The organism is Lapillicoccus sp. (genome assembly GCF_025353065.1).
In the GTDB taxonomy this organism is placed as follows: domain Bacteria; phylum Actinomycetota; class Actinomycetes; order Actinomycetales; family Dermatophilaceae; genus Lapillicoccus.
On record NZ_JANXRJ010000026.1, the window covers coordinates 21,848 to 41,404 of the forward strand.

At 70.7% G+C, this 19,557-nt stretch carries 15 protein-coding genes and 1 pseudogene; 7 read left to right on the plus strand and 9 right to left on the minus strand.

The annotated features are described in order from the left end of the window. Nucleotides 1–59 precede the first annotated feature (59 nt). The 4 genes from Q0R63_RS01805 to Q0R63_RS01820 form a co-directional block, all read right to left on the minus strand. The gene (locus Q0R63_RS01805) at nucleotides 60–626 is read right to left on the minus strand and encodes a DoxX family membrane protein (RefSeq protein ID WP_295693124.1); all 567 of its coding nucleotides are present in this window, start codon (nucleotides 624–626) and stop codon (nucleotides 60–62) included. A gap of 165 nt (nucleotides 627–791) precedes the next feature. Then, nucleotides 792–1,823 (minus strand): radical SAM protein, encoded by a 1,032-nt coding sequence (locus tag Q0R63_RS01810; protein WP_295693127.1) that lies wholly within the window; start codon nucleotides 1,821–1,823, stop codon nucleotides 792–794. Continuing rightward, nucleotides 1,817–2,620, minus strand: coding sequence for a PhnD/SsuA/transferrin family substrate-binding protein (locus tag Q0R63_RS01815; RefSeq protein WP_295693131.1), 804 nt, complete (start codon nucleotides 2,618–2,620; stop codon nucleotides 1,817–1,819). Before Q0R63_RS01815 ends, Q0R63_RS01810 begins: the two co-directional genes overlap by 7 nt. Continuing rightward, nucleotides 2,620–3,765: an acyl-CoA dehydrogenase family protein gene (locus Q0R63_RS01820; RefSeq protein ID WP_295693134.1), complete on the minus strand. Its 1,146-nt coding sequence runs from the start codon at nucleotides 3,763–3,765 to the stop codon at nucleotides 2,620–2,622. The genes Q0R63_RS01815 and Q0R63_RS01820 overlap by 1 nt, the downstream gene beginning before the upstream one ends. 213 nt (nucleotides 3,766–3,978) lie before the next feature. Here Q0R63_RS01820 and Q0R63_RS01825 point away from each other — a divergent pair, with 213 nt between their 5' ends. From Q0R63_RS01825 to Q0R63_RS01840, 4 genes are all read left to right on the plus strand, one after another. Continuing rightward, nucleotides 3,979–4,887 (plus strand): NAD(P)H-binding protein, encoded by a 909-nt coding sequence (locus Q0R63_RS01825; protein ID WP_295693137.1) that lies wholly within the window; start codon nucleotides 3,979–3,981, stop codon nucleotides 4,885–4,887. Next, nucleotides 4,884–5,720, plus strand: coding sequence for a type II CAAX endopeptidase family protein (locus Q0R63_RS01830; RefSeq protein ID WP_295693141.1), 837 nt, complete (start codon nucleotides 4,884–4,886; stop codon nucleotides 5,718–5,720). The genes Q0R63_RS01825 and Q0R63_RS01830 overlap by 4 nt, the downstream gene beginning before the upstream one ends. Beyond that, entirely contained in the window at nucleotides 5,713–7,092 is a 1,380-nt protein-coding gene (locus tag Q0R63_RS01835) for a deoxyribodipyrimidine photo-lyase (RefSeq protein WP_295693144.1), read from the plus strand. Before Q0R63_RS01830 ends, Q0R63_RS01835 begins: the two co-directional genes overlap by 8 nt. Nucleotides 7,093–7,272: 180 nt before the next feature. Continuing rightward, entirely contained in the window at nucleotides 7,273–9,951 is a 2,679-nt protein-coding gene (locus Q0R63_RS01840; RefSeq protein WP_295693147.1) for an alkaline phosphatase family protein, read from the plus strand. Between the two features lie 297 nt (nucleotides 9,952–10,248). Here Q0R63_RS01840 and Q0R63_RS01845 read toward each other — a convergent pair whose 3' ends face one another. The 5 genes from Q0R63_RS01845 to Q0R63_RS01865 form a co-directional block, all read right to left on the minus strand. Next, on the minus strand, nucleotides 10,249–10,659 hold the full coding sequence (locus Q0R63_RS01845) for a hypothetical protein (protein WP_295693150.1): 411 nt from the start codon (nucleotides 10,657–10,659) through the stop codon (nucleotides 10,249–10,251). Nucleotides 10,660–10,966: 307 nt separating this feature from the next. Continuing rightward, nucleotides 10,967–12,133, minus strand: a complete 1,167-nt coding sequence (locus tag Q0R63_RS01850; protein ID WP_295693153.1) for a substrate-binding domain-containing protein — start codon at nucleotides 12,131–12,133, stop codon at nucleotides 10,967–10,969. 58 nt (nucleotides 12,134–12,191) lie between these two features. After that, complete coding sequence (locus Q0R63_RS01855; RefSeq protein ID WP_295693156.1) at nucleotides 12,192–12,653, minus strand: hypothetical protein; 462 nt, start codon at nucleotides 12,651–12,653, stop codon at nucleotides 12,192–12,194. A 5-nt stretch (nucleotides 12,654–12,658) separates the two neighbouring features. Then, complete coding sequence (locus tag Q0R63_RS01860; RefSeq protein ID WP_295693158.1) at nucleotides 12,659–13,657, minus strand: sortase; 999 nt, start codon at nucleotides 13,655–13,657, stop codon at nucleotides 12,659–12,661. Next, the gene (locus tag Q0R63_RS01865) at nucleotides 13,654–15,987 is read right to left on the minus strand and encodes a hypothetical protein (RefSeq protein WP_295693160.1); all 2,334 of its coding nucleotides are present in this window, start codon (nucleotides 15,985–15,987) and stop codon (nucleotides 13,654–13,656) included. Before Q0R63_RS01865 ends, Q0R63_RS01860 begins: the two co-directional genes overlap by 4 nt. Before the next feature lie 297 nt (nucleotides 15,988–16,284). Between Q0R63_RS01865 and pstC the strand changes: the two genes are divergently transcribed. The 3 genes and pseudogenes from pstC (at nucleotide 16,285) to Q0R63_RS01880 (ending at nucleotide 19,520) form a co-directional block, all read left to right on the plus strand. After that, nucleotides 16,285–17,265 (plus strand): phosphate ABC transporter permease subunit PstC, encoded by a 981-nt coding sequence (gene pstC / locus Q0R63_RS01870; protein WP_295693163.1) that lies wholly within the window; start codon nucleotides 16,285–16,287, stop codon nucleotides 17,263–17,265. Nucleotides 17,266–17,633: 368 nt separating this feature from the next. Further along, a pseudogene (pstA, locus tag Q0R63_RS01875) lies at nucleotides 17,634–18,488 on the plus strand (phosphate ABC transporter permease PstA); the annotation flags it as partial. 195 nt (nucleotides 18,489–18,683) lie between these two features. Continuing rightward, nucleotides 18,684–19,520 carry a phosphate ABC transporter ATP-binding protein gene (locus tag Q0R63_RS01880; protein WP_295693208.1) on the plus strand — a complete coding sequence of 279 codons (837 nt, stop codon included), beginning with the start codon at nucleotides 18,684–18,686 and terminating at the stop codon, nucleotides 19,518–19,520. Nucleotides 19,521–19,557: the final 37 nt, after the last annotated feature.

A 19,557-nucleotide genomic window follows, 5' to 3' on the forward strand; every position in this document is an offset into this window, starting at 1 on the left:
CGCCTGACACCGCCTGACGCCGCCTGACGCCGCCGGGCAGCTGCGTCCTGCGTCCCGGGTCAGAAGGGCCAACGTCGTGGGAGCCGTCCCCTGATCCGCTGGGCGAGGTCGAACCGGCCCCAGGTCGGCACGACGGTCAGCAGCACGAGCGGGAAGAGGTCCTCCGCCGGGTACTGCCAGAGGTAGAGGTTCGTGTGCAGGAGCATGAGCCAGACCGGTCCGATGAGCAGCAATCCCCCGAGCGCCGCCGCCCGCGGAAGCACCCCCAGGAGGAGGCCGAGCCCCACGGCGAGCTCGGCCAGGGTGAGGAACCACCCGAAGAAGCCGTAGTTCGGGAGGACGACGTCACGGTAGAACGCCCCCAACGGCGCGATGTAGGTCTTCGAGGACGCGTCACGCGCGATCTCCTCAGCCACGCCCCGATCGACGAGGTTGAACGACAAGAACCCGAGGTCGTAGCTCGCCCTGCCGATGACCTTGGCGAGACCGTTGGTCAACCAGACCAGACCCGTGAAGACGCGCAGGGCCGTGAAGGCCTTCGCCATCAGCTCGGCTGACGCCGGGTCGACCGTCCTCGGGGAACCCGTCTCGGCCCGTCCCGTGCCGTTCCTGAGGGGACTGCTCATGGTCATGCCTCCGCTGGTGGGCCTGAGGTCGCCCCGTCGAACCGCCGGGGTGAGCCGTGCAGCACCACGCTAGACCTCACGGGCTCGGACAGGAATGACGTCGCGGTTACGGCCTCTGGTGGACGGCGGTGCCCCTGCCCGCCGGCGCCCCTCCCCCGGTCGCCGTCACGCGCACGGGAAGCTCGCGGCCAGGACGTCGCCACGCCGCCGATAGCCGAGGTACTCCTCACGGATCGCCTCGATCGTCGGCCGGAGCGGCAGCAGGTCGGCGCTGACCCGCATCGCCTCGTCGGTGGCCCCCACCGGATGCCACCAGATGCCGTCGGCGGTCGCGCACACCTCGGGCACGAGGGTCGCCCGGGTGAGGACGATCCCCTGGGTGGCCTCCCCCTCCTTGGCGATGTGCCGCACGACCAGCTGCCCGGGCCTGATGCCGAGAGTGGCCGCAAAGCGCTCGACCTCGACCTCCTCGCCACCCGCACGAGAGGCGACGGTCATGGCGATGCGTACCGTGAAGCCCATCTCCCGCGCCGTCCGGATCCCCTCGACCGCCCGCGCCCAGGTCCCGGCACCACGATGCCTGTCGTGGAGGTCGGGGGTGGCGGAGTCGAGGCTCACCTGGAGGGTGAGGGCCTCGCGCGGCATGGAGTCCAGGGCCCGCAGGCGGGCTCCCCGGAAGAGCATGGCGTTCGTGAGCATCACGGTGGGGGCCGCGGTCGTGCAGATCGCGACGACCTCGGCGATGGCCGGGTGCATGAGCGGCTCCCCGCCGGTGAGGAACAGCTCGGTCGCGCCAGCCTCGCCGGCCTCGGTCACCAGCGCCGCCACCGAGTCCACGCCGAGGACGCGAGGGTCCGCCTTGGGAGACGACGAGACGCAGCAGTAGTCACAGGCCAGGTTGCAGTGGAAGTTCGTGTAGAGCCACAGGCGACGACCCGGCATACGGTCGGGCGGCAGGATGCTGTCGAGGTCGCTGAGCCGACCTCGGTAGACCTCGACGGCATCGGGATGGACCGCGAGCACGCTGTTGCCGGTGCCACGGCACCAGGTGTCGACGACCTCCACCTCGGCCGGCGACTCGACCGGCACCAGCGTCGTCGTGCCGGCGGCCAGTCGACCGACGACGTCGACGAGCCGGATGGACAGCTGTGCCCGACGCGCGGACCGGACCTGATCCGGCCCGGCGGTCGTCACCACGTGAGCGGGATCGCCTGCTCGCGCATGGCCTCTTCGAGCGAGCGATACCCCTCGAGCTGCGGACGGACCCACCGCGTCAACCCCTCGAGCTCGAGGATGCGGCGGTGCTCGGGGACGTCCCAGTCCATCGCGAGCAGGTGGGAGGTCCACGCCTCGGCGCGATCATCGTCGAGGGAGGCGAGCGCCGTGAAGTTGCAGTGACAGTAGTCGGGGCTGGTCCACACCTCCTCGACGCCCAGCTCGCCGGCCTGCTTCAGCTGCTGCCACGTCGTGATGCCCAGCGCCGCTACGTCGGCCTCGTCGCCGAGCACCGCCTGCAGGGCGTCGAGCTCGCTGCGCCCCGTGTCACCGTGCTTGCCCACGTCGGAGTCGAAGATGACCGGACGCACGTCATCGAGGCTGATGCCGGCATCGGCGAGGAACTTGATGGGCAGGATGCGCGCCTGGCCGGAGTCCTTGGAGCCCAGGGCGAGTCGTTGCCCGCGCACGCTCTCGAGACCGTGCAGCCCCGACCCCTCGCGCGCCACCAGCACCGTCTTGAAGGTCACGTCGGTGTCGCGTTGCGCCAGCGCCCGGCAGGTGCCGCCGGTCAGCCCGACGGTCCGGAGGTAGGCGAGGTTGGTGTTCCACGCGACGTCGACGTGCCCGGCGAGAAGGGCGTCGACCTGCCGCTCGTAGTTGGAGTAGAGGACGAAGTCCATCGGGGCCGACGAGTCCGCGAAGTACTCCCGGATGCCCTCCCAGATCGGGACGACGTTGGCGGTGTAAGCGACGGCGCCCACGACGAGGGCAGCCATCAGAAGAGATCCATCCCGCACAGCGCCTTGCCGTAGAAGTCGTAGAGCACGTCGGAGGTCGGAGCCATGACGTGTCCGGCGCGGGCGTCGCGGAAGGCCCGCTCGACGGGGAGGTGCTTCGAGAAGGCGGCGCCCCCGCACACCCGCATGGCTTCGTCGGTGATGTCGAGGGCCGCGTCGTTGGCGGCCGCCCGGGCGCCGAGGACGTAGAGCATGGTGTCGTCGGCGGGCTCGGCGATCTTGCGCGCCGTGGCCCAGACGTACTCCTCCATGGCCGCCAGGACCGTGCCGGCCCGACCGATCCGGGCCCGGATCGTCGGGAGATCCGCGAGCCGCGTGTCGAGGTGCTCCAACCGGGCACCGCTGACGTGCCGGACGGCCGCCTCGAGAGCAGACCGGGCCAGTCCGAGGGTGATCGAGGCGTTGCCGAGGTTGAACCACGGCAGGACGACACCCATCATCGTGCCGAAGGCTGCGCCGGAGTCACCCAGCCGCAGGGTGTCGTCGACCGCAGTGTCGAAGCGCATCGGTGAGGAGGAGTTGCCCCGGAGGCCCATCCCGAGCCAGGGCGCCGAGACCTCGAAGCCCCCGTGGTCGGCCGTCACGGCATACAGGTCGGCAGTGGTGGGCGTGTCGGCGTCGACCGAGCGGGTGCTGACGACGTAGATGTCGGCGTGACCGGCCGAGGTGACCCAGCTCTTGTCCGCCGTCAGACGCATCCCGTCCGGCGTGACGGACGCCTGCGAGACGGGCGCCCAGAAGTGGCTTCGGCTGCCCTTCTCGCTGAACGCCAGGCTGCCCAGAAGCTCTCCACCGGCCATGCCCTTGAGCACGTCGAGCCCGCTCGGGGGACTGGCGGCGAGCGGCATCGCCGCCGCCACGTGCATGAGGTAGATCATGGCCGTGGACCCGCACGCCCCGGCGAGCCTGCCGGTGACCCGGGAGAACACCTCGGGTCCGGCCCCCATCCCGCCCACGCCCTCCGGGAGGGTGAGTCCCAGCAGTCCGGACCCCCGCAGGGCGTCGACCGCCTCCTGCGGATAGCGCCCTCGCTCGTCGACGTCGCCGGCGTGCCGAGCCGCCACCTCGAGAACGGGGGCCAGTGCGTCGAGAACGGGGGCGAGATGATCCTCGATCGTGGCCATCGGTCAGCATCCTGTCGTCGTCGGGAGTGGCCCGACCGTACCGCCACTTATCGGTCGGGGTACAGAGCAGGCGTGAGGCTCGTGTGGCTGGGTGCCGCGCCGCTCGGGTGCAGTGTCGGTCGAAGGTTTGTACGCTGATGGCGTGGCCTCCCGGACCGGCGATCTCACCCGCCCCCACAGCGTGAGCGACGACCGCACCCTCGGGCACCCGGAGTGAAGGTCCTCGTCGCCGGCGCCTCCGGGTTCGTCGGCCGCCGTCTCACCCCCGCCCTCGTCGAGGCCGGGCACGACGTGATCGCGATGACCCGCCACCCGGAGACGTATGCCGGGCCCGGGCGGGCCGTGTATGCCGACGTCGCGGAGCCCGAGAGCCTCAGCGCAGCGCTCGTCGGCTGCGACGCGGCCTACTACCTCGTGCACTCCCTCGACGACGAGGACTTCGAGACCAAGGACGCGCAGGCGGCCGGGTCCTTCGGTCGGGCCGCCAAGACCGCGGGGCTGCAGCGCATCGTCTACCTCGGCGGACTCGGCGACGACAGCGACACCCTGTCCGCGCACCTGCGCAGCCGGCGCCAGGTCGAGCACCTGCTCGGCGACGCCGGCGTGCCCGTGACGACGCTGCGCGCCGGGATCATCATCGGCAACGGTGGCATCTCGTGGGAGCTGACCCGCCAGCTCGTCCAGCATCTGCCCGCGATGATCACCCCCAAGTGGGTCAAGACGCGTACCCAGCCGATCGCCGTCGCCGACGTCATCCGCTATCTCGTCGCCGTCCTCACCATCGACGCAGCGGCGGGACACGCCTTCGACATCGGCGGACCGGAGGTCCTCGAGTACTCCACGATGATGAAACGGGTGGCCACCATCCAGAACCGTCCCCTGTTCCTCCAGGCGGTGCCGCTGCTGACCCCGTCGCTCTCCGCGCGCTGGCTGTCGCTCGTCACCGACGTCGACACCCAGACCGGCCGGTCGCTCATCGACTCGATGAGCAACGAGGTCGTCGTCCGCGACGACACGATCCGGCAGCTGGTGCCCTTCGAGCCGATGGGCTACGACGACGCGGTGCGGCAGGCCCTGCAGGAACGCGCCGAGGAGCAGGACGCGAAGAAGGTCTCCGGATGAGCTCGGCGGGACGGCACCGGCCCGGCACCGCTGGGGCAGAACGCGACCGGACCGGGCACGACCAGGCTGACGGCGACTGGGCCGAGCGCCTCTGGGACGAGGCGCGTCGGCGACTGATCGACGTCCTCCCCAAGCCGATGGCCGAGCAGGTGCCCCCGGTCTACGAGGAGAGCGACGCCATCCGGATGCGTCGTCGCCAGATCGTCTCCGGCTTCGGTGTCGCCGGTGCCGGCCTGCTGGGGCTCTCGCTCGCCGCCAAGCCCGGGTCGCGACGGTTCTACGTGCTCACCGGTGCGCTGGCGGCGACGTGGACCGCTGGGGCGATCGCCTCGGGACCGCTGCACCTCGGCTGGATCCGCACCCTCGGCGAGTCGACACGTCGTCCGGTCCTCACCCCGATCGGGACGGGCGTGCTCGCCTTCGGCGCGTTCTACGGCGCCGCGTTGGTCGCGAGGGAGATCCCCCTGCTCGAGGGAGCCATCGGCAACGTGCTGCGCTACGCCGACCAGGGGTCCACCCCCCTCGTCGTCCTCACCACCTGCACCAACGGGATCGCGGAGGAGCTCTTCTTCCGCGGCGCGCTCTACTCCGTCTTCCGCGATGAGCACCCCGTGCTCACCTCGACCCTCGCCTACACCGCGGTCACCGCCGCGTCGCGCAACCCCGCGCTCGTCCTCGCCGGCGGCGTCATGGGGGCGCTCTTCGGCCTGCAGCGCCGGGCGTCGGGGGGCATCCAGGCCCCGGCACTGACCCACCTGACGTGGTCGGTCCTCATGCTGAGGTTTCTGCCACCGTTGTTCCGCAAGGCAATTCGTCAGGAGCTCCGTGGCTGAGCAGCACCCGTCCGAGCCCGCGTCCGAGCCCCCGTCGGTGCTGTGGTTCCGGCGTGACCTGAGGCTCGGCGACCACGCCGCGCTGATGACCGCGGCGAGCCACGGTCCGGTCACGGCGCTCTTCGTCCTCGACGACACGCTGCTGGCGAGCAGCGGGGGGCCGCGCACGGCATACCTGTTCCGCACCCTGCGTGCCCTCGACGCCGACCTCCGTTCGCACGGCGGCGCCCTCACGGTCCGTCACGGCACGCCGCAGGACGTCGTGCCGGCCCTCGTCCAGGAGATCGGCGCCGCCGCCGTGCACGTCAGCGCCGACTTCGGACCCTACGGCGCGCGTCGCGACGAGCGCGTCGCGGCGGCGCTGGGCGAGGTGCCGCTCGTCCCCACCGGCTCGCCGTATGCCGTCGCCCCCGGTCGCGTGCTCAAGGCCGACGGCACCCCCTACAAGGTCTTCACCCCGTTCTACCGCGCGTGGTCCGAGCACGGCTGGCGTAGGCCTGCGGACTCCGACCCGGCGAGGGTGACGTGGCTCGTGGTCGACGGCGACGCGATCCCGGACGACCCGGCCACCGACGCGGAGCTCCCCGAGGCGGGTGAGGCGGCTGCCCTCGAGACGTGGAAAGCCTTTCAGGAGAATGGTCTTCGTCACTACGCGAAGATCCGCAACCGCCCCGATCTCGACCAGACCTCCCGGATGTCGCCACACCTCAAGTGGGGCACCATCCACCCCCGCACGATGCTCGTCGACCTCGAGGGCGGCAACGACGCCTACCGGCGGCAGATCTGCTGGCGCGACTTCTACGGGCAGGTGCTCCACCACTGGCCGAGCAGCGCGCACGACTACTTCAAGCCCGACATGAAGCGGATGAGGTACGACGGCGGGAAGCATGCCGACGAGGCCTTCGAGACGTGGGCGAAGGGCGAGACCGGCTTCCCCATCGTCGACGCCGGGATGCGTCAGCTGCTCGCCGAGGGGTGGATGCACAACCGGGTGCGGATGATCGTCGCGTCCTTCCTCGTCAAGGATCTCCACCTCGAATGGACCCGTGGCGCAAGGCATTTCATGGATCACCTCATCGACGGCGACCTCGCCAACAACCAGCACGGCTGGCAGTGGACGGCGGGCACGGGCACCGACGCGGCACCCTACTTCCGGGTCTTCAACCCCGTCAGCCAGGGCGAGAAGTTCGACCCGACCGGCGACTACGTGCGGCGCTGGGTGCCGCAGCTGCGCGCCATACCGGGCGCGGCCGTGCACCAGCCGTGGACGCAGGACGAGCCACCCGCGGACTACCCGCCACCGATGGTGGACCACAAGGTCGAGAGGCTCGAGGCCCTCGACCGGCTCAAGGCGATCTCGCGCGAGACCTGACCTTCCGCGCGGGCCCTTCCCCTCGGGTCGAGCGCACTTGACCTGCTGCTGACCTGTCGGACACCTCGCGGTCGCCGAGCCTTCACCCGGCCGATGACTGAGTGGCACGTGCGTCCCAGCCTCCGTCCCTAGCCTCGCCAGCTGTCAGCTATGGATTCGAGAAGGACGGCACCAATGAGGATGCACAAGAGACAGACCCTGGTGGTCGCCGCGGCGGTCACCGCGGTCGCGGTCGGCAGCGGCGCGGCATACGCAGCCGGCGCGTTCGGCAACACCCCCCTCGGGACGAAGACGGTCGGCCTGCAGGCCGACAGCTCCTACCTCACGCAGACCAACCAGTTCGTCACCCCGGCCGGCGACGTCACCAAGGTGACCGGGCGGCCGTTCGGGCTCGCCCTCAGCCCCGACGGCCGATCGGCCGTGGCCCTCAACACCGGCGGCGCGACCACGGGCATCGTCACGGTGTTCGACCTCGTGCGGCACACGGTGCGCCAGCAGACCGGCACCGGCAAGATCTCCAACGGCGGCATCATCTACGACAAGACCGGCACGCACGTGTATGCGGCGCAGCCGGCGGGCCTCGCCCGCTTCGACGTCGCGGCCGACGGCACCCTCTCCGGACAGGTGACGATCGCCCTCCCGGGCGTCGGGACGAACCTGGCGGTCCCGGCGGGGATGGCGTGGGCGCCCAACGGCACGGACCTGCTCGTGACCCTCAGCGCGAACAACACCCTGGCCGTCGTCGACACGACGACCGCCACCGTCACCCGGCAGATCCCCGTCGGCAACGCGCCCAACGGTGTCGTGGTCGTGGACGGCAAGGCCTACGTCAGCAACCAGGGCGGCCGGCCCGCCAAACCCGGCGACCGGACGGACCTGTCCTACGGCACGCCGATCGTCACCAACAACAACCAGGCGGTGCCCTCCACCGGGTCCGTCTCCGAGGTCGACCTCGTCGCCGGCACCCAGCTGACGACGTTCAAGGTCGGGCTCGAGCCGAGCGCCCTGCTCGCCGTAGGGTCGTCGGTCGTGGTCACCAACACCGACGACGACACCGTGGCGAGCATCGACACCGTGAAGCAGCGGGTCGGACGCACCTGGGTGGCCAACCCGGCTCCCGGCTCGCCCTTCGGAGCCCAGCCCAACGGCCTGACGATGCTGGACCCGACCCACCTCGCGGTGAGCCTCGGCCGCGACAACGCGGTCGCGGTCTACACCTACACCGACGCCTACAGCTCGCCGAGCTTCGAGGGCCTCATCCCCACCGGCTCGTTCCCCACCGGTCTGGGCTTCAGCACCTCCCTCAAGCGCCTCGTCGTCGCCAGCGAGCAGGGCGTCGGCTCGGTCGGTCCCGACGGCACCAACGTCCAGGGGGTCGGCACCAACCCCGCGACGTCCCACCTCGGCTACAACTTCATCGGCACCCTGCAGACCCTGCCCGTGCCGACGAACGCCCAGATGGCGACCTTCACGAAGCAGGTCTTCGCCAACAACCAGTGGAACGGCCTCAGCGAGCGCAACCGGGCGGGCAGCGGTAACGCGAAGCCGGTCCCCGTGCCGCTGCACGTCGGCGACCCCTCGACGATCCAGCACGTGTTCCTCATCGTCAAGGAGAACCGCACCTACGACCAGGTGCTCGGCGACGACACCCGGGGCAACGGCGACCCGTCGCTGGCCCAGTTCGGTGGCGCCACCACGCCCAACATCCACGCCCTGGCGAAGCAGTTCCCGCTGGTCGACAACCTCTACTCCGACGGCACCAACTCCGCCGAGGGTCACCACTGGCTCGACCAGGCCTTCGTCAACAACTACATGCAGCAGATGTACGGCAACTACGAGCGCTCATACCAGACCGGTGACCCGCTGAGCGACGTCAAGACCGGCTGGATCTGGGACAACGCCCTGGTCCACGGCAAGTCCGTCACCAACTGGGGCGAGCAGATCGACCGTTACGTCGACCCGGCGGGCAACGGCACCGTGACCGGCAGCTGGCCGCAGTGGTACCACGACTCCCAGGTCCTCGAAGGCAAGGCGACGGGCCCGCTCAACTACCCGATCGGGTCCTACAAGGCCAAGACCGACATCCCCTCCCTGGCCCAGGTGACGAAGCCGAACTTCCCCAACTTCGACCTCAACATCCCCGACCAGTACCGCGCCGACCTCTTCCAGAAGGACTTCGCGGGCTACGTCAAGAACGCCAACCTGCCGGCTCTCAACATGATGTGGGTCATGGCCGACCACACGGCAGGGACCTACCCCGGGGCCATCACCCCCTCGGCCTACGTCGCGGACAACGACCTGGCCACGGGACGGATCATCGACACCATCTCGCACAGCCCCTACTGGAAGAACACCGCGATCTTCGTCGTCGAGGACGACTCCCAGAACGGGGTCGACCACGTCGACGGCCACCGCAGTCCGACCCTGGTCGTGAGCCCGTATGCCGCGCACGGCACCGTCGACCACTCGTACTACAGCCAGCTCAACGTCGTCCGGACGATCGAGCAGATCCTCGGGCTGCCGCCGATGAACCAGCAGGACCTGACGGCCGAGCCGATGTACCAAGCCTTCACCCCCGACGCCGACCTCACGCCGTATGCCGTGCGGCCGAACCAGATCTCCCTGACCGCCACCAACCCGGCGCTCGCGGCGACGGCCGGCCCGGTGGAGAAGGCGTGGGCAGCGTGGTCGGCCAAGCAGAACTTCCGGACCGAGGACATGGTCAACATGGCGCAGGAGAACCGCGACATCTGGTATTCCACCAACCACTTCACGGTCCCTTACCCCGGTGACACCGAGGTCCTGCTCCCCACCGAGGTCCCCGGCGCTGCGGCCGCGCCGGTGGCTGACGCCAACTGATCCGCTCCACCTGCTCCACCTGCTCCGCGACAGGAACACACAACGCCCCGGCTGCGTCATTGACGCAGCCGGGGCGTTGTCGGCCTCGGGCCGGGACGGTCGGACGGGATCAACCCTCACCCCGCCTTGAGGGTGAGCAGGTTGTCGAGCGGGTCGGTGAGCGATTGGACGTAGAAGGCGACGACCGTCGTCCGCAGCGCGCAGGCCCCCCACCAGTCGAACGTGGAACTGGCCCGCGCCTGATCTGGGAGGCTGCGCAGACCATGCCTTCTGGCCGTGACGTGATGACCGCTCTCGTCAGTCGCTGGCGCCGAGGTAGTGGTCCATCGCGCCATCCCGCTCGCACACGGCGGCCCAGCGTTCGCGCTCGGCGGAGATGACCTCGAGCTCCCACACGCAGCCGATGGCGCCGTCGCGATGACGTTCCAGCACGGTGGGGGCCTCGAGGGATGCGGTCCAACTTCGTTGGATCAGGTCGACGCCATCCCATACGTGCGCCAGGACGAAGAAGGCGGGACGCGCGGTGTGCACGAGGACGAACCCCGCATCACCGTGCACCTCTGCGGCGAACTGCTCCACGAGTGGTCGAACGGCCGCGTGAATTGACGCGGGCGGCCACGCACCCTCGACAGACATCTCCCAGAGGCGGAACCCCGTCCCCGCGAAGTGCTCGAGTCCCATCAGGCGCGCCGGACGTGAGGACACCATGGCCCAAGACTGCCACGACCGCCCGAGGACCAGACCTCATGAGGCCTGGCTTTGAAAGTGCTGACCCGGACGACGGCTCGGACAGCTGGCGATCTTTCGGTCTCGCGGGAGCCACGAGTGATGCCCTGCCGCCTTCCGGACTCGCGATCCTCGCGATCCTGGGCCACCTGAGGGCCCCGGACTGCGAGGATCGCGAGTCCGGTACGCGGAAGGGGGGACGCGCAGAACGGTGGCCCGGGGAACGTTCTCCCCGGGCCACCGTTGCTGTCGTGAAGCCGTGAGCGGCGTTGCTGCTGCTGGATCCTGACTACTGCAGGATCAGCCGGCAGGTCCCGGCGTCGGGAGCGTCACCCGAGATGTTGGCCAGGGCCTGGAAGCCGTACTGCTTGAGCGTCGAGGCGTAGGCGCCCGAGCACAGCTTGCTCTTGCCGGTGGCGTCGAAGCCGATGAAGCGCAGGGCCGGGCCGTACTGCGGTGCGCGGTTGTCGACGTTGTGGAAGACGTAGCGGGCGCCGGGGTAGGCCGAACCCTCCTTGTAGGCGGCGGCGTTGGGCGTGTACGCCCCGGCCGACCCTCCGGTCAGGGCGAACGTCGTGCTGCCCACCGTGACCTTGCCGAGCGTGATGGCGTTGCGGGTGTCGGGGACGACGGCGTTGCCCTGGGCGATCCAGGAACCGGCCGAGAACGGGACGATGGCGTTGGCCCGCGAGGCGGACGGGATGGCGCTGCCGTCGTTCTCCGCGACCTGCGTGACGGTGCAGGTCGAGCTGAGCCGCGGGTCGACGCCGTTGAGGAAGTTGGCCACGAAGAACGAGCCCGTGCCGGAGCCGGTCTGCGGGAAGAACCGGGCGATGGCGCCGGAACCCGCCTTCGGGATCTGGCTCCAGTCCGTGATGGAGCAGTTGTAGATCCCCTGGATCTGCGCGGTCGTGAGGGTGATCTTCTGCGTGCGGTAGGTGGCGTAGCCGACCGCGTCACGCGCGTAGGCGTAGCACTCGAGGTTGGGGCGCGAGGAGCTGCACTGGAGCGAGGAGGCCCGACCCACGTCGACGGAGGCGTCGGTGGGGTTGGCCTCCTGGCGGGCGGCGCCGGCGCCGGAGCCCGACGGCGCGGTCTCCATGCCGTTGCCGCCGCTCAGGCAGGACGAGCCGGACGGTGCCGTGCTCGGGGGGATGCTCCAGGTGCAGGCCGGGCTGAAGGCGTCGGCCGGGGCGACCTTGGTCGTCTCGCCCGGGGCCGCGAAGGCGTGCACGTTGACGCAGGTGTCGGTCGCGCCGGAAGCCGGCTTCGGGTTGTCGCCGTTGGTGTTGTTGTTGATCGCGGCGCAGAACGCGTCGTCGAGGTACTGGGTGGTGTCGGAACCCACGAAGGTCAGGGTGTCCGCGGTCTTGTTCGAGACGGGCAGCGCGAGCGCCGGCCCGGTGCCCACGGCGATGACTGCGGCGAGGCCTGTCACCGCGGCCATCAGCGTCATGCGAAAGGAATGCATTGGTCCTCCACGTTGGTTTTTCCGGCGGCTCGTACCGCCGTGGCTATCTCCCCAGTGGTCCATGAACACCGTTGTCCCACAAAGGTGAACGGCCGACGTTGCCCAGGCTGACGCGAGATGTCGAAGCCAGCTCCCGCGGGACATACCGGACGATCGTCAGCATCGCGGCCGGTGCGGCGGCCTTGAACCGGGCCGCGCTCGCCCGGCACTCGATCCGCCGACCGTAGGGGCTGTCGGATCGCGCCACCGGTTCCCCCTCGAAGATCAGCACCCACGTCCAGGCGCGGCCGGAGGCGCTGGACAGCTCGAACGTGCCTCGGACGGCAGCCGTCGCCGCCAGCAGGCAGGACCGCTGGGCCTCCGTCACGGAGAGCATGGGACGGACGGATCGGCCGTATGCCCGGTTGTTGCCACCGAGGAGGCGCCACAACGGCACGTCGGTCGCGACGTAGAGCTGGAACCTCGCCCGCGACGTCCTCGCACCGGGGACCTGGAGGTCGGGCATCGGCGTCAGAACCATCCCGGCAGCAGCCGGCTCGCCGTGAGGCTGGTGAAGATCGTGAGGGCGACCAGGGCCGGTGTCGTGACGAGGTAGGTCATCGACCGGGACCACCGGCGGTAGAGCCGGATCGTCGCGGTGACCGCGACGACGAGGGCCAGCAGCTCGAGGACGAGGAGGGGCCACGCGGAGGTGTCTCCGTGGCGACCGTCGGTCTCGGGCGCGTACCCGTTCTGCGGGGTGGGCACGAACGGTGCCCCCTGCAGCTTGGCGGTCACGACGAGCCCGGCTCTAGAGCTCCACGGCAGGAGGCTGTCGGACGTGGCCAGGGTCAGCTGGTCACCGGCACTCGGGTCGTAGAGACCGTCGCCGACGGCGGTCCGCGTGACCTGCGAGACCACGTAGGTGCTCTGGCCCTGGGTCGTGACGCAGATGATCTGGTCGCCCACCCGGAAGGCGCCGAGGTCACCGAAGGGTCCGGCGAATGCGGCCCGACGCCCGATGAAGACCGAGTTCCCGGGTTGACCGGGACCGGCCGTGCCCGGCACGTGGGACACGCCGCCGCGCATGATCTCGGAGGTGGCGCCCTCCGCCACGGCCTGCTGAGCCGCGAGTCGCGGCATCTGGAGCAGGGCGACTGGCGTGCCGAGAGCGGGTGCCCGTGTCACGGGCGCGGCCCCCTCGAGGCTGTTGTTCGCGGCGCCGTAGGCCTGGCCGATGGCCAGCCGCAGGTCGTCCGTGCGGGTGACCTGCTCCCGCGACTCGAAGAGCGGACCCACCGGGTAGCAGACGAGACCGGCCGCAACGACGAGGAGCAGGACCCAGACTGCCGCCGTCCGCACCCCGCTGCGGACGGCGTCCGGGCCCCAGGATGGTGGCGTCGGTGGGGCGGGCTCCGATCGTGGGGCCGGGCCGAGCCCGAACGCGTGACCGGCCGAGGGGGGGCGGGGTGACGATGGTGCCGAGATCCTGAGCACCGTTGGTGCGACGGTCTGTTCGTGCGTGCTCATCGACGTCCCCGACGACCCCAGGCGGCCGTGAGCCGCTTGACGGGGATCAGGCCGGCGGCCGCGGCGCCGCCGATCGTCAGGAGCAGGACGATGGCGAGCATGCCGAGCAGGGACGACGTCGTCGAGGTGTGCGCGGCGCCCTGGAAGGCGGCCACCGCGATGTCGGCGGACACCGGACGCGCGGCGATCGGCGTCGACCGCTCCGTGAGCGCGGCCGCCTCGGCGTTGCGTGCCGCCGGGGTGTCCGTGCGGCCTGCTCCCGACCCGGTGGGCGTCGTGCCGACCACGCCGGAGGCGCCGGACGAGGACGACGCGGCGCCGTCGCCGGCGACCGGCCCCACGCCGACACTTGGGGCCGCAGGGGCCGGCGTCGCGGCCGGGGTCGGCGTCGGGGTGGCGGCCGGCGTCGGAGCCGGTTTCGGCGCGCAGGCCCCGGTGGGCTTGCCGGTGCCGATCTGCGCGATCGCTGCGTTGGCCTGGGCCACCAGCTGCGGTGTGAGGGGCGCCAACCCGGCGGAGAGGTTGCCCTGGCCGGCCCCGACGGCATACGAGAGGTAGGCCTTGAGGGTCGTCTGCTGGGTCCGCGGCTTGCAGCTGTCGTCCAGCAGCGGCGCCGTGGGGACGACGGCGTACTCGACGAAGGTCAACGGGTAGGCGGAGGCGTCGGTGCTGGCGTAGTAGCCGGCGGTGCCGAGGGCCCCCGCGGCAGCCTTCTGCATCGTGCCCGTCGTGGGCGCCGCATAGTCCGTGCCCGCGGAGATCCGGGCCGAGGTGACGGAGATGGTGGCGGCCGTCGCGGTGTCCATGACGGCGAACCGGAGGCAGCCCTTGGTCAGCGCCTTCTGGTAAGGCGGGAGGTCCGAGCTGGCGATGAAGGGACACATGTTCGCGTAGTTGCCGCTGGTGATGTCCTTGGAGATCTTGGCGCTGTAGAGACCCCCGACCGAGGAGGTCTGGGACGTCAGCACCGTCCCCGTGACCACGGTCGAGTGGTCGACCAGCGACCCGAAGTCGCTGACCGGACCGACGGCCTTGGTCGCCCGCCCGAGGCTGCGGTTGACCGCGTTGTCGGGGAAGGTCCACGCGCTCGGCGCCCCGGCCGCCAGCAGCGACGAGAGAGCGATCGCGGTGGAGTCCTCCCCGACGGAGTAGGTGGTCGTGGGAGCCATCACGAACGGGAAACCGATGAGCGAGGGGTCAAGCGTGGGCAATTTCTTGGCGTTCGTGGACCGGGTCAGGATGGCGGCCCCGAGCGGGTTGTACTTCGCGCCGTCCGCCGCCGTGGTGGCCAGCGTGTCGGGGATGGAGGTGGGGAAGTCGTGGAGGACGATGCGCGCGACGTCCGAGGTCGACAGCGCGATCGAGCCGGGGTCGGTGACGGTGGACGCGAGCTGCCCTGGCGTGAGCGACGGCGAGGTCAACCCGCCGAGCTGGGCGACCGAGACCGCGTTGAGGGCGATGGGGATCCGCACCTGGCCCGCGGCCAGCGGGCTCTTGGTCAGGGCGGGTGAGCCGATGAAGGCGAGGTCGGACGTCGTCCCGACCGTCGGGACGCCGGACGGGTCGTTCTCCCCCAGGCCGGTCGGGACGTAGGAGACGGGGATCGGGGACGGGGTGGCCGCGCAGAAGGACCGGTCGAGCGCCGCGATGGGGTTCTGCAGCCGCTCGGGACCGGTGGCGGTCACGGTGGTGGTGGCGCTGAGGCCGGTGCAGCCCTGCGCGCCGGACCCGCCGATCGGGCCCGGGGCGAGGGTCAGGCTCGTGAGGTCGGTCCAGTTGGTGATGCCGTCCGCGTGTTGCACGACGAAACCGATCGTGCAGGGGTGGGTCGGGTCGCACGCCAGGCTGGGGTAGGTCTTGGAGGGGCCGTGCGTGAAGTCGACCGTGTAGCCGTAGGTGCCGACCGAGGTCCCGGACCCGACGAGGAAGTCAACGTCGACGTTCCCGCTCAGGTCCGGGTTCGCGTGGTAGGTGGACGTCGACAGGCCGGGCGTGTTGAGCGAGGACGGATCGGTGTCACCCGTGAGGCCGGTGGGGAGGCGGGCCGCGCAGGCGTGCTGACCCGTGTTCTTGTTGGTGAGGGCCATCTTGCTGATGGGGAGCCCGGCGGGGCAGGTGCCGATGCTGTTGACGTACTCGTTCGCCGTGAGCCCCGCGAAGTGCAGGTGGACGACGTCGCCCTGCTTGACGCCGGCGAGCGACGCGGGAGTGACGCTCAGTGTGATCGCGCTGCCGGCCTTCGGGTCCGTGAGGACCCGCGGGGCGGGGTCGCCGGGCGAGGGCGCACCCGAGGCGGCGGCGGGAACGAGGAGGGCCAGCGCTGCGAGCACGAGGACCAGTCCGCGTCTGTGGAGTGCGCGTCTGTGGAGGGGGCGACGATAGGCATCACGAGATGGGCTGACGGTGTGGAGCGAGCGCATGCCCACCCTTCCTGAGTTGTGTGGCGCACGTTCTGGTGTGTGGTGAACCGCGACGTTCCCCACGTCCGCGTCCTTGAGAATGGTGTGGGACAAGGGAACCCGGGTCAACAGGGGATCAGGCTCGATTCCCCGCGTTGACCCCCTCGACGTCGGGTGTTCACCTTCGCAGCGTCGGGCGGTCAGTCCCGGACCGGACAGTGACTCCTCGTGGCCGAGATCCCTGTCGAGCGCGCTCCACGAGCCCGCGTCCGTCCCCGAGACCGCTCCACCCCGTCGGACCGCGTCTTCTCCGGGCTCACCCGTGGCGCCGGGATCCTCGTCCTGGTGATCCTGACGTTGATCGCAGTCTTCCTCGTCGACCAGGCCGGACCGGCGCTCTCGGCGAGCGGGTGGTCCTTCTTCACCACCGTCGACTTCGCGAGCAACCTGCGCCCGCCGGTGCTCGGCGTCCTCGGTCTCCTCATCGGGACGGTGACCGTGGCGCTGATCGCCGTCACGGTCGCCATCCCCACGAGCGTGCTCACGGCGCTCTTCATCACCGACGTCGCCACCGGCCGGCTGCGGGCGATGATGATGGGCCTGGTCGACCTGCTGGCCGCGCTGCCCAGCCTCCTCTACGGCCTCTGGGGTTTCGCCTTCCTGTCCCCCCTGCTGCCCCCTCTGTCGCTCTGGGTCTCCGACCACCTGGGCTTCGTGCCGTTCCTCCGGGTCGACCAGGGCGCACCCCTCATCTCGTCCTACGCCATCGCCGGCCTCGTCGTCTCCCTGATGACGCTGCCGATCATCACCTCGATCGTCCGCGAGGTCTTCATGCAGGTGCCGCCGGGGGAGAAGGAGGCGGCGCTCGCCCTGGGGTCCACCAGGTGGGGGATGCTGCGCACGGTGGTGCTCCCGTTCGGTCGCGGCGGGATCATCGGTGGCTCGATGCTCGGGCTCGGGCGCGCCCTCGGGGAGACGATCGCCGTGTCGCTCCTGCTCCCTCAGATCCCCTCGGCGACGGTGCACATCCTGCAGTACGGCGGGTCGACCATCGCGGGCTTCATCGCCAACAACACCGGGGTGTCGGGGCTGGCCCTCTCGGGGCTGCTCGCTGCGGGACTCGTCCTCTTCGTCTTCACCCTGGCGACGAACTTCATCGCCAGCCTGATCATCTCGAGGAGCCGGTCCGGGGCCGGGGTGGACGCATGACGAACGTCGGCGAAGAGATCCCCCTCACACTGGACGCGACGGGACCGACGACTGTCCTCATCGGACAGCAGGCGGACGGTCAGCTCACCCTGCGGGTCATGCCGGAGGGGAGCCCCGTGGTCGGGGGGGGCACCCGCTCCGGCTCTGCCCTCCCGTCGCCCGCGGCGGCGCCACCGGGACCGTCGTCGCCGCGGCCTGCCGGGTCGCGGACCAGGGTGCGCCCCACGTCGTGGACGCCCGGCGACGTCGTCCTCGTCGCCGGCTCGGCCGTCTCCTCGGCCTTCCTCACCGGCCTGGTGCTGCACGTCCTCTCCAGCTCGCCGGGCTGGCTGGCCGACCTCCTGACCTGGTATGCCATCACGCTCGTCATGGTCTACGCCCTCAGCCGGGAGCAGGGTGGGACCCAGGCGGCCATCGACCGCATCGTCACCATCGTCATCTCCACCGGCGCGCTGCTGCTGGTCGTCCCCCTCGTCAGCCTCCTCGGCTACGTCCTCGTGCGCGGGCTGCCGCACCTGTCCCTGAACTTCTTCACCCACGACCTGCGCGGGGTGACCCCGAACCTTCCTCCCGAGCAGGGCGGCGGCCTCCACGCCATCATCGGAACGCTGGAGCAGGCCGGCATCGCCCTCGTCCTCGTGCTCCCTCTCGGTCTCCTGACCGCGGTCTTCCTCAACGAGACCTCGTCCCGGCTACGGCGACCGATCCGGATCGTCGTCGACGCCATGAGCGGGCTCCCCTCGATCGTCGCCGGCCTGTTCATCTACTCCGCGCTCATCGTCAGCAAGCCGGTCGACTCCTCCTTCTTCAACTTCAACGGCACCATGGCCGCCTTCGCCCTCGCGCTCGTCATGCTGCCCACGGTCACCCGCACCGTCGAGGTCGTCCTGCGCCTCGTCCCGGCCGGACTCCGGGAAGCCTCGCTGGCGCTCGGAGCCGGTCGCGGCCGGACGGTGTGGAGCGTGGTCCTCCCGACCGCCCGCAGCGGGGTCACGACGGCCACGGTGCTCGGGCTGGCGCGGATCGTCGGCGAGACCGCCCCGCTGCTCTTCACCGCCTTCGGCTCCCTGCTGATCAACGCCAACCCGCTGTCCGGGCCGCAGGAGAGCCTGCCCCTCTACGTCTTCCGCCTGGTCAAGTCCCCCTCGGCCAACGAGAGCGACCGCGGCTACGTCGGCGCCGTCGTCCTCATCGGCCTGGTCCTGATCCTGTTCGTGGTCGCCCGCCTGCTCGGACGCGGCGGCGTGACCCGACGGCGCACCCGCCCGACCCGCCCCACCACGGCCTCCCTGCCCACCACACCCGCCACGCCCACCACACCCGCCACACCCTCCACGCCCGCCCTGCCCTCCCTGCCCGCCCTGCCCGCCCTGCCCCCTGGAGAAGAGCCTGCGATGTCATCCCACCCCCCGACCACGATGTTCCGTCCCGAGGACGGGGCCCCGGCCGCCGGGCAGATCCACCTCACGGGAGGGCCGCCCGAGGGCGCCGCGAGCATCGAGACCGTCGACCTGTGCGCCTGGTTCGGGGAGCGCCTCGTCCTCGAGGGCGTCGACCTGGTGATGCCGGCCAACCGCGTGACCGCCCTCATCGGGCCGTCCGGCTGCGGCAAGTCCACCTTCCTCCGGATGCTCAACCGGATGCACGAGCTGGTGCCGACCGCCTCGCTCGCCGGACAGGTCCTGCTCGACGGCGAGAACATCTACGGGCCGGGTATGCGGGCGCAACGGGTCCGCGCCCGCGTCGGCATGGTCTTCCAGAAGCCGAACCCCTTCCCGGCGATGAGCATCCGCGACAACGTCCTGTCCGGGCTCAAGCTCGGCGGCCTCGGCTGCTCCGACAAGGACGCCCTGGTCGAGCACAGCCTCGAGCGGGCCGGACTGTGGAGGGAGGTGCGGGACCGGCTCGACTCCCCGGGCGGCGCGCTCTCGGGCGGCCAGCAGCAGCGGCTGTGCATCGCCCGGTCGCTCGCGGTGCGTCCCAACGTCCTGCTCATGGACGAGCCCTGCTCGGCCCTCGACCCGACGTCGACCCGGCGGATCGAGGAGACCATCAAGCAGCTCTCCCAGGACGTGACCGTCGTCATCGTGACCCACAACATGCAGCAGGCACAACGGGTCTCGGACTTCTGCGCCTTCTTCCTCGCGGCCGAGGGCGAACCCGGCCGGGTGCTCGAGCACGGCCCGACGACCGACGTCTTCGGCCGGCCCGTGGACTCGCGGACCCGCGACTACGTGGGCGGCCGGTTCGGGTGAGACCTGTGCAGCCCCATCACGCCAGTCCATCCACAGC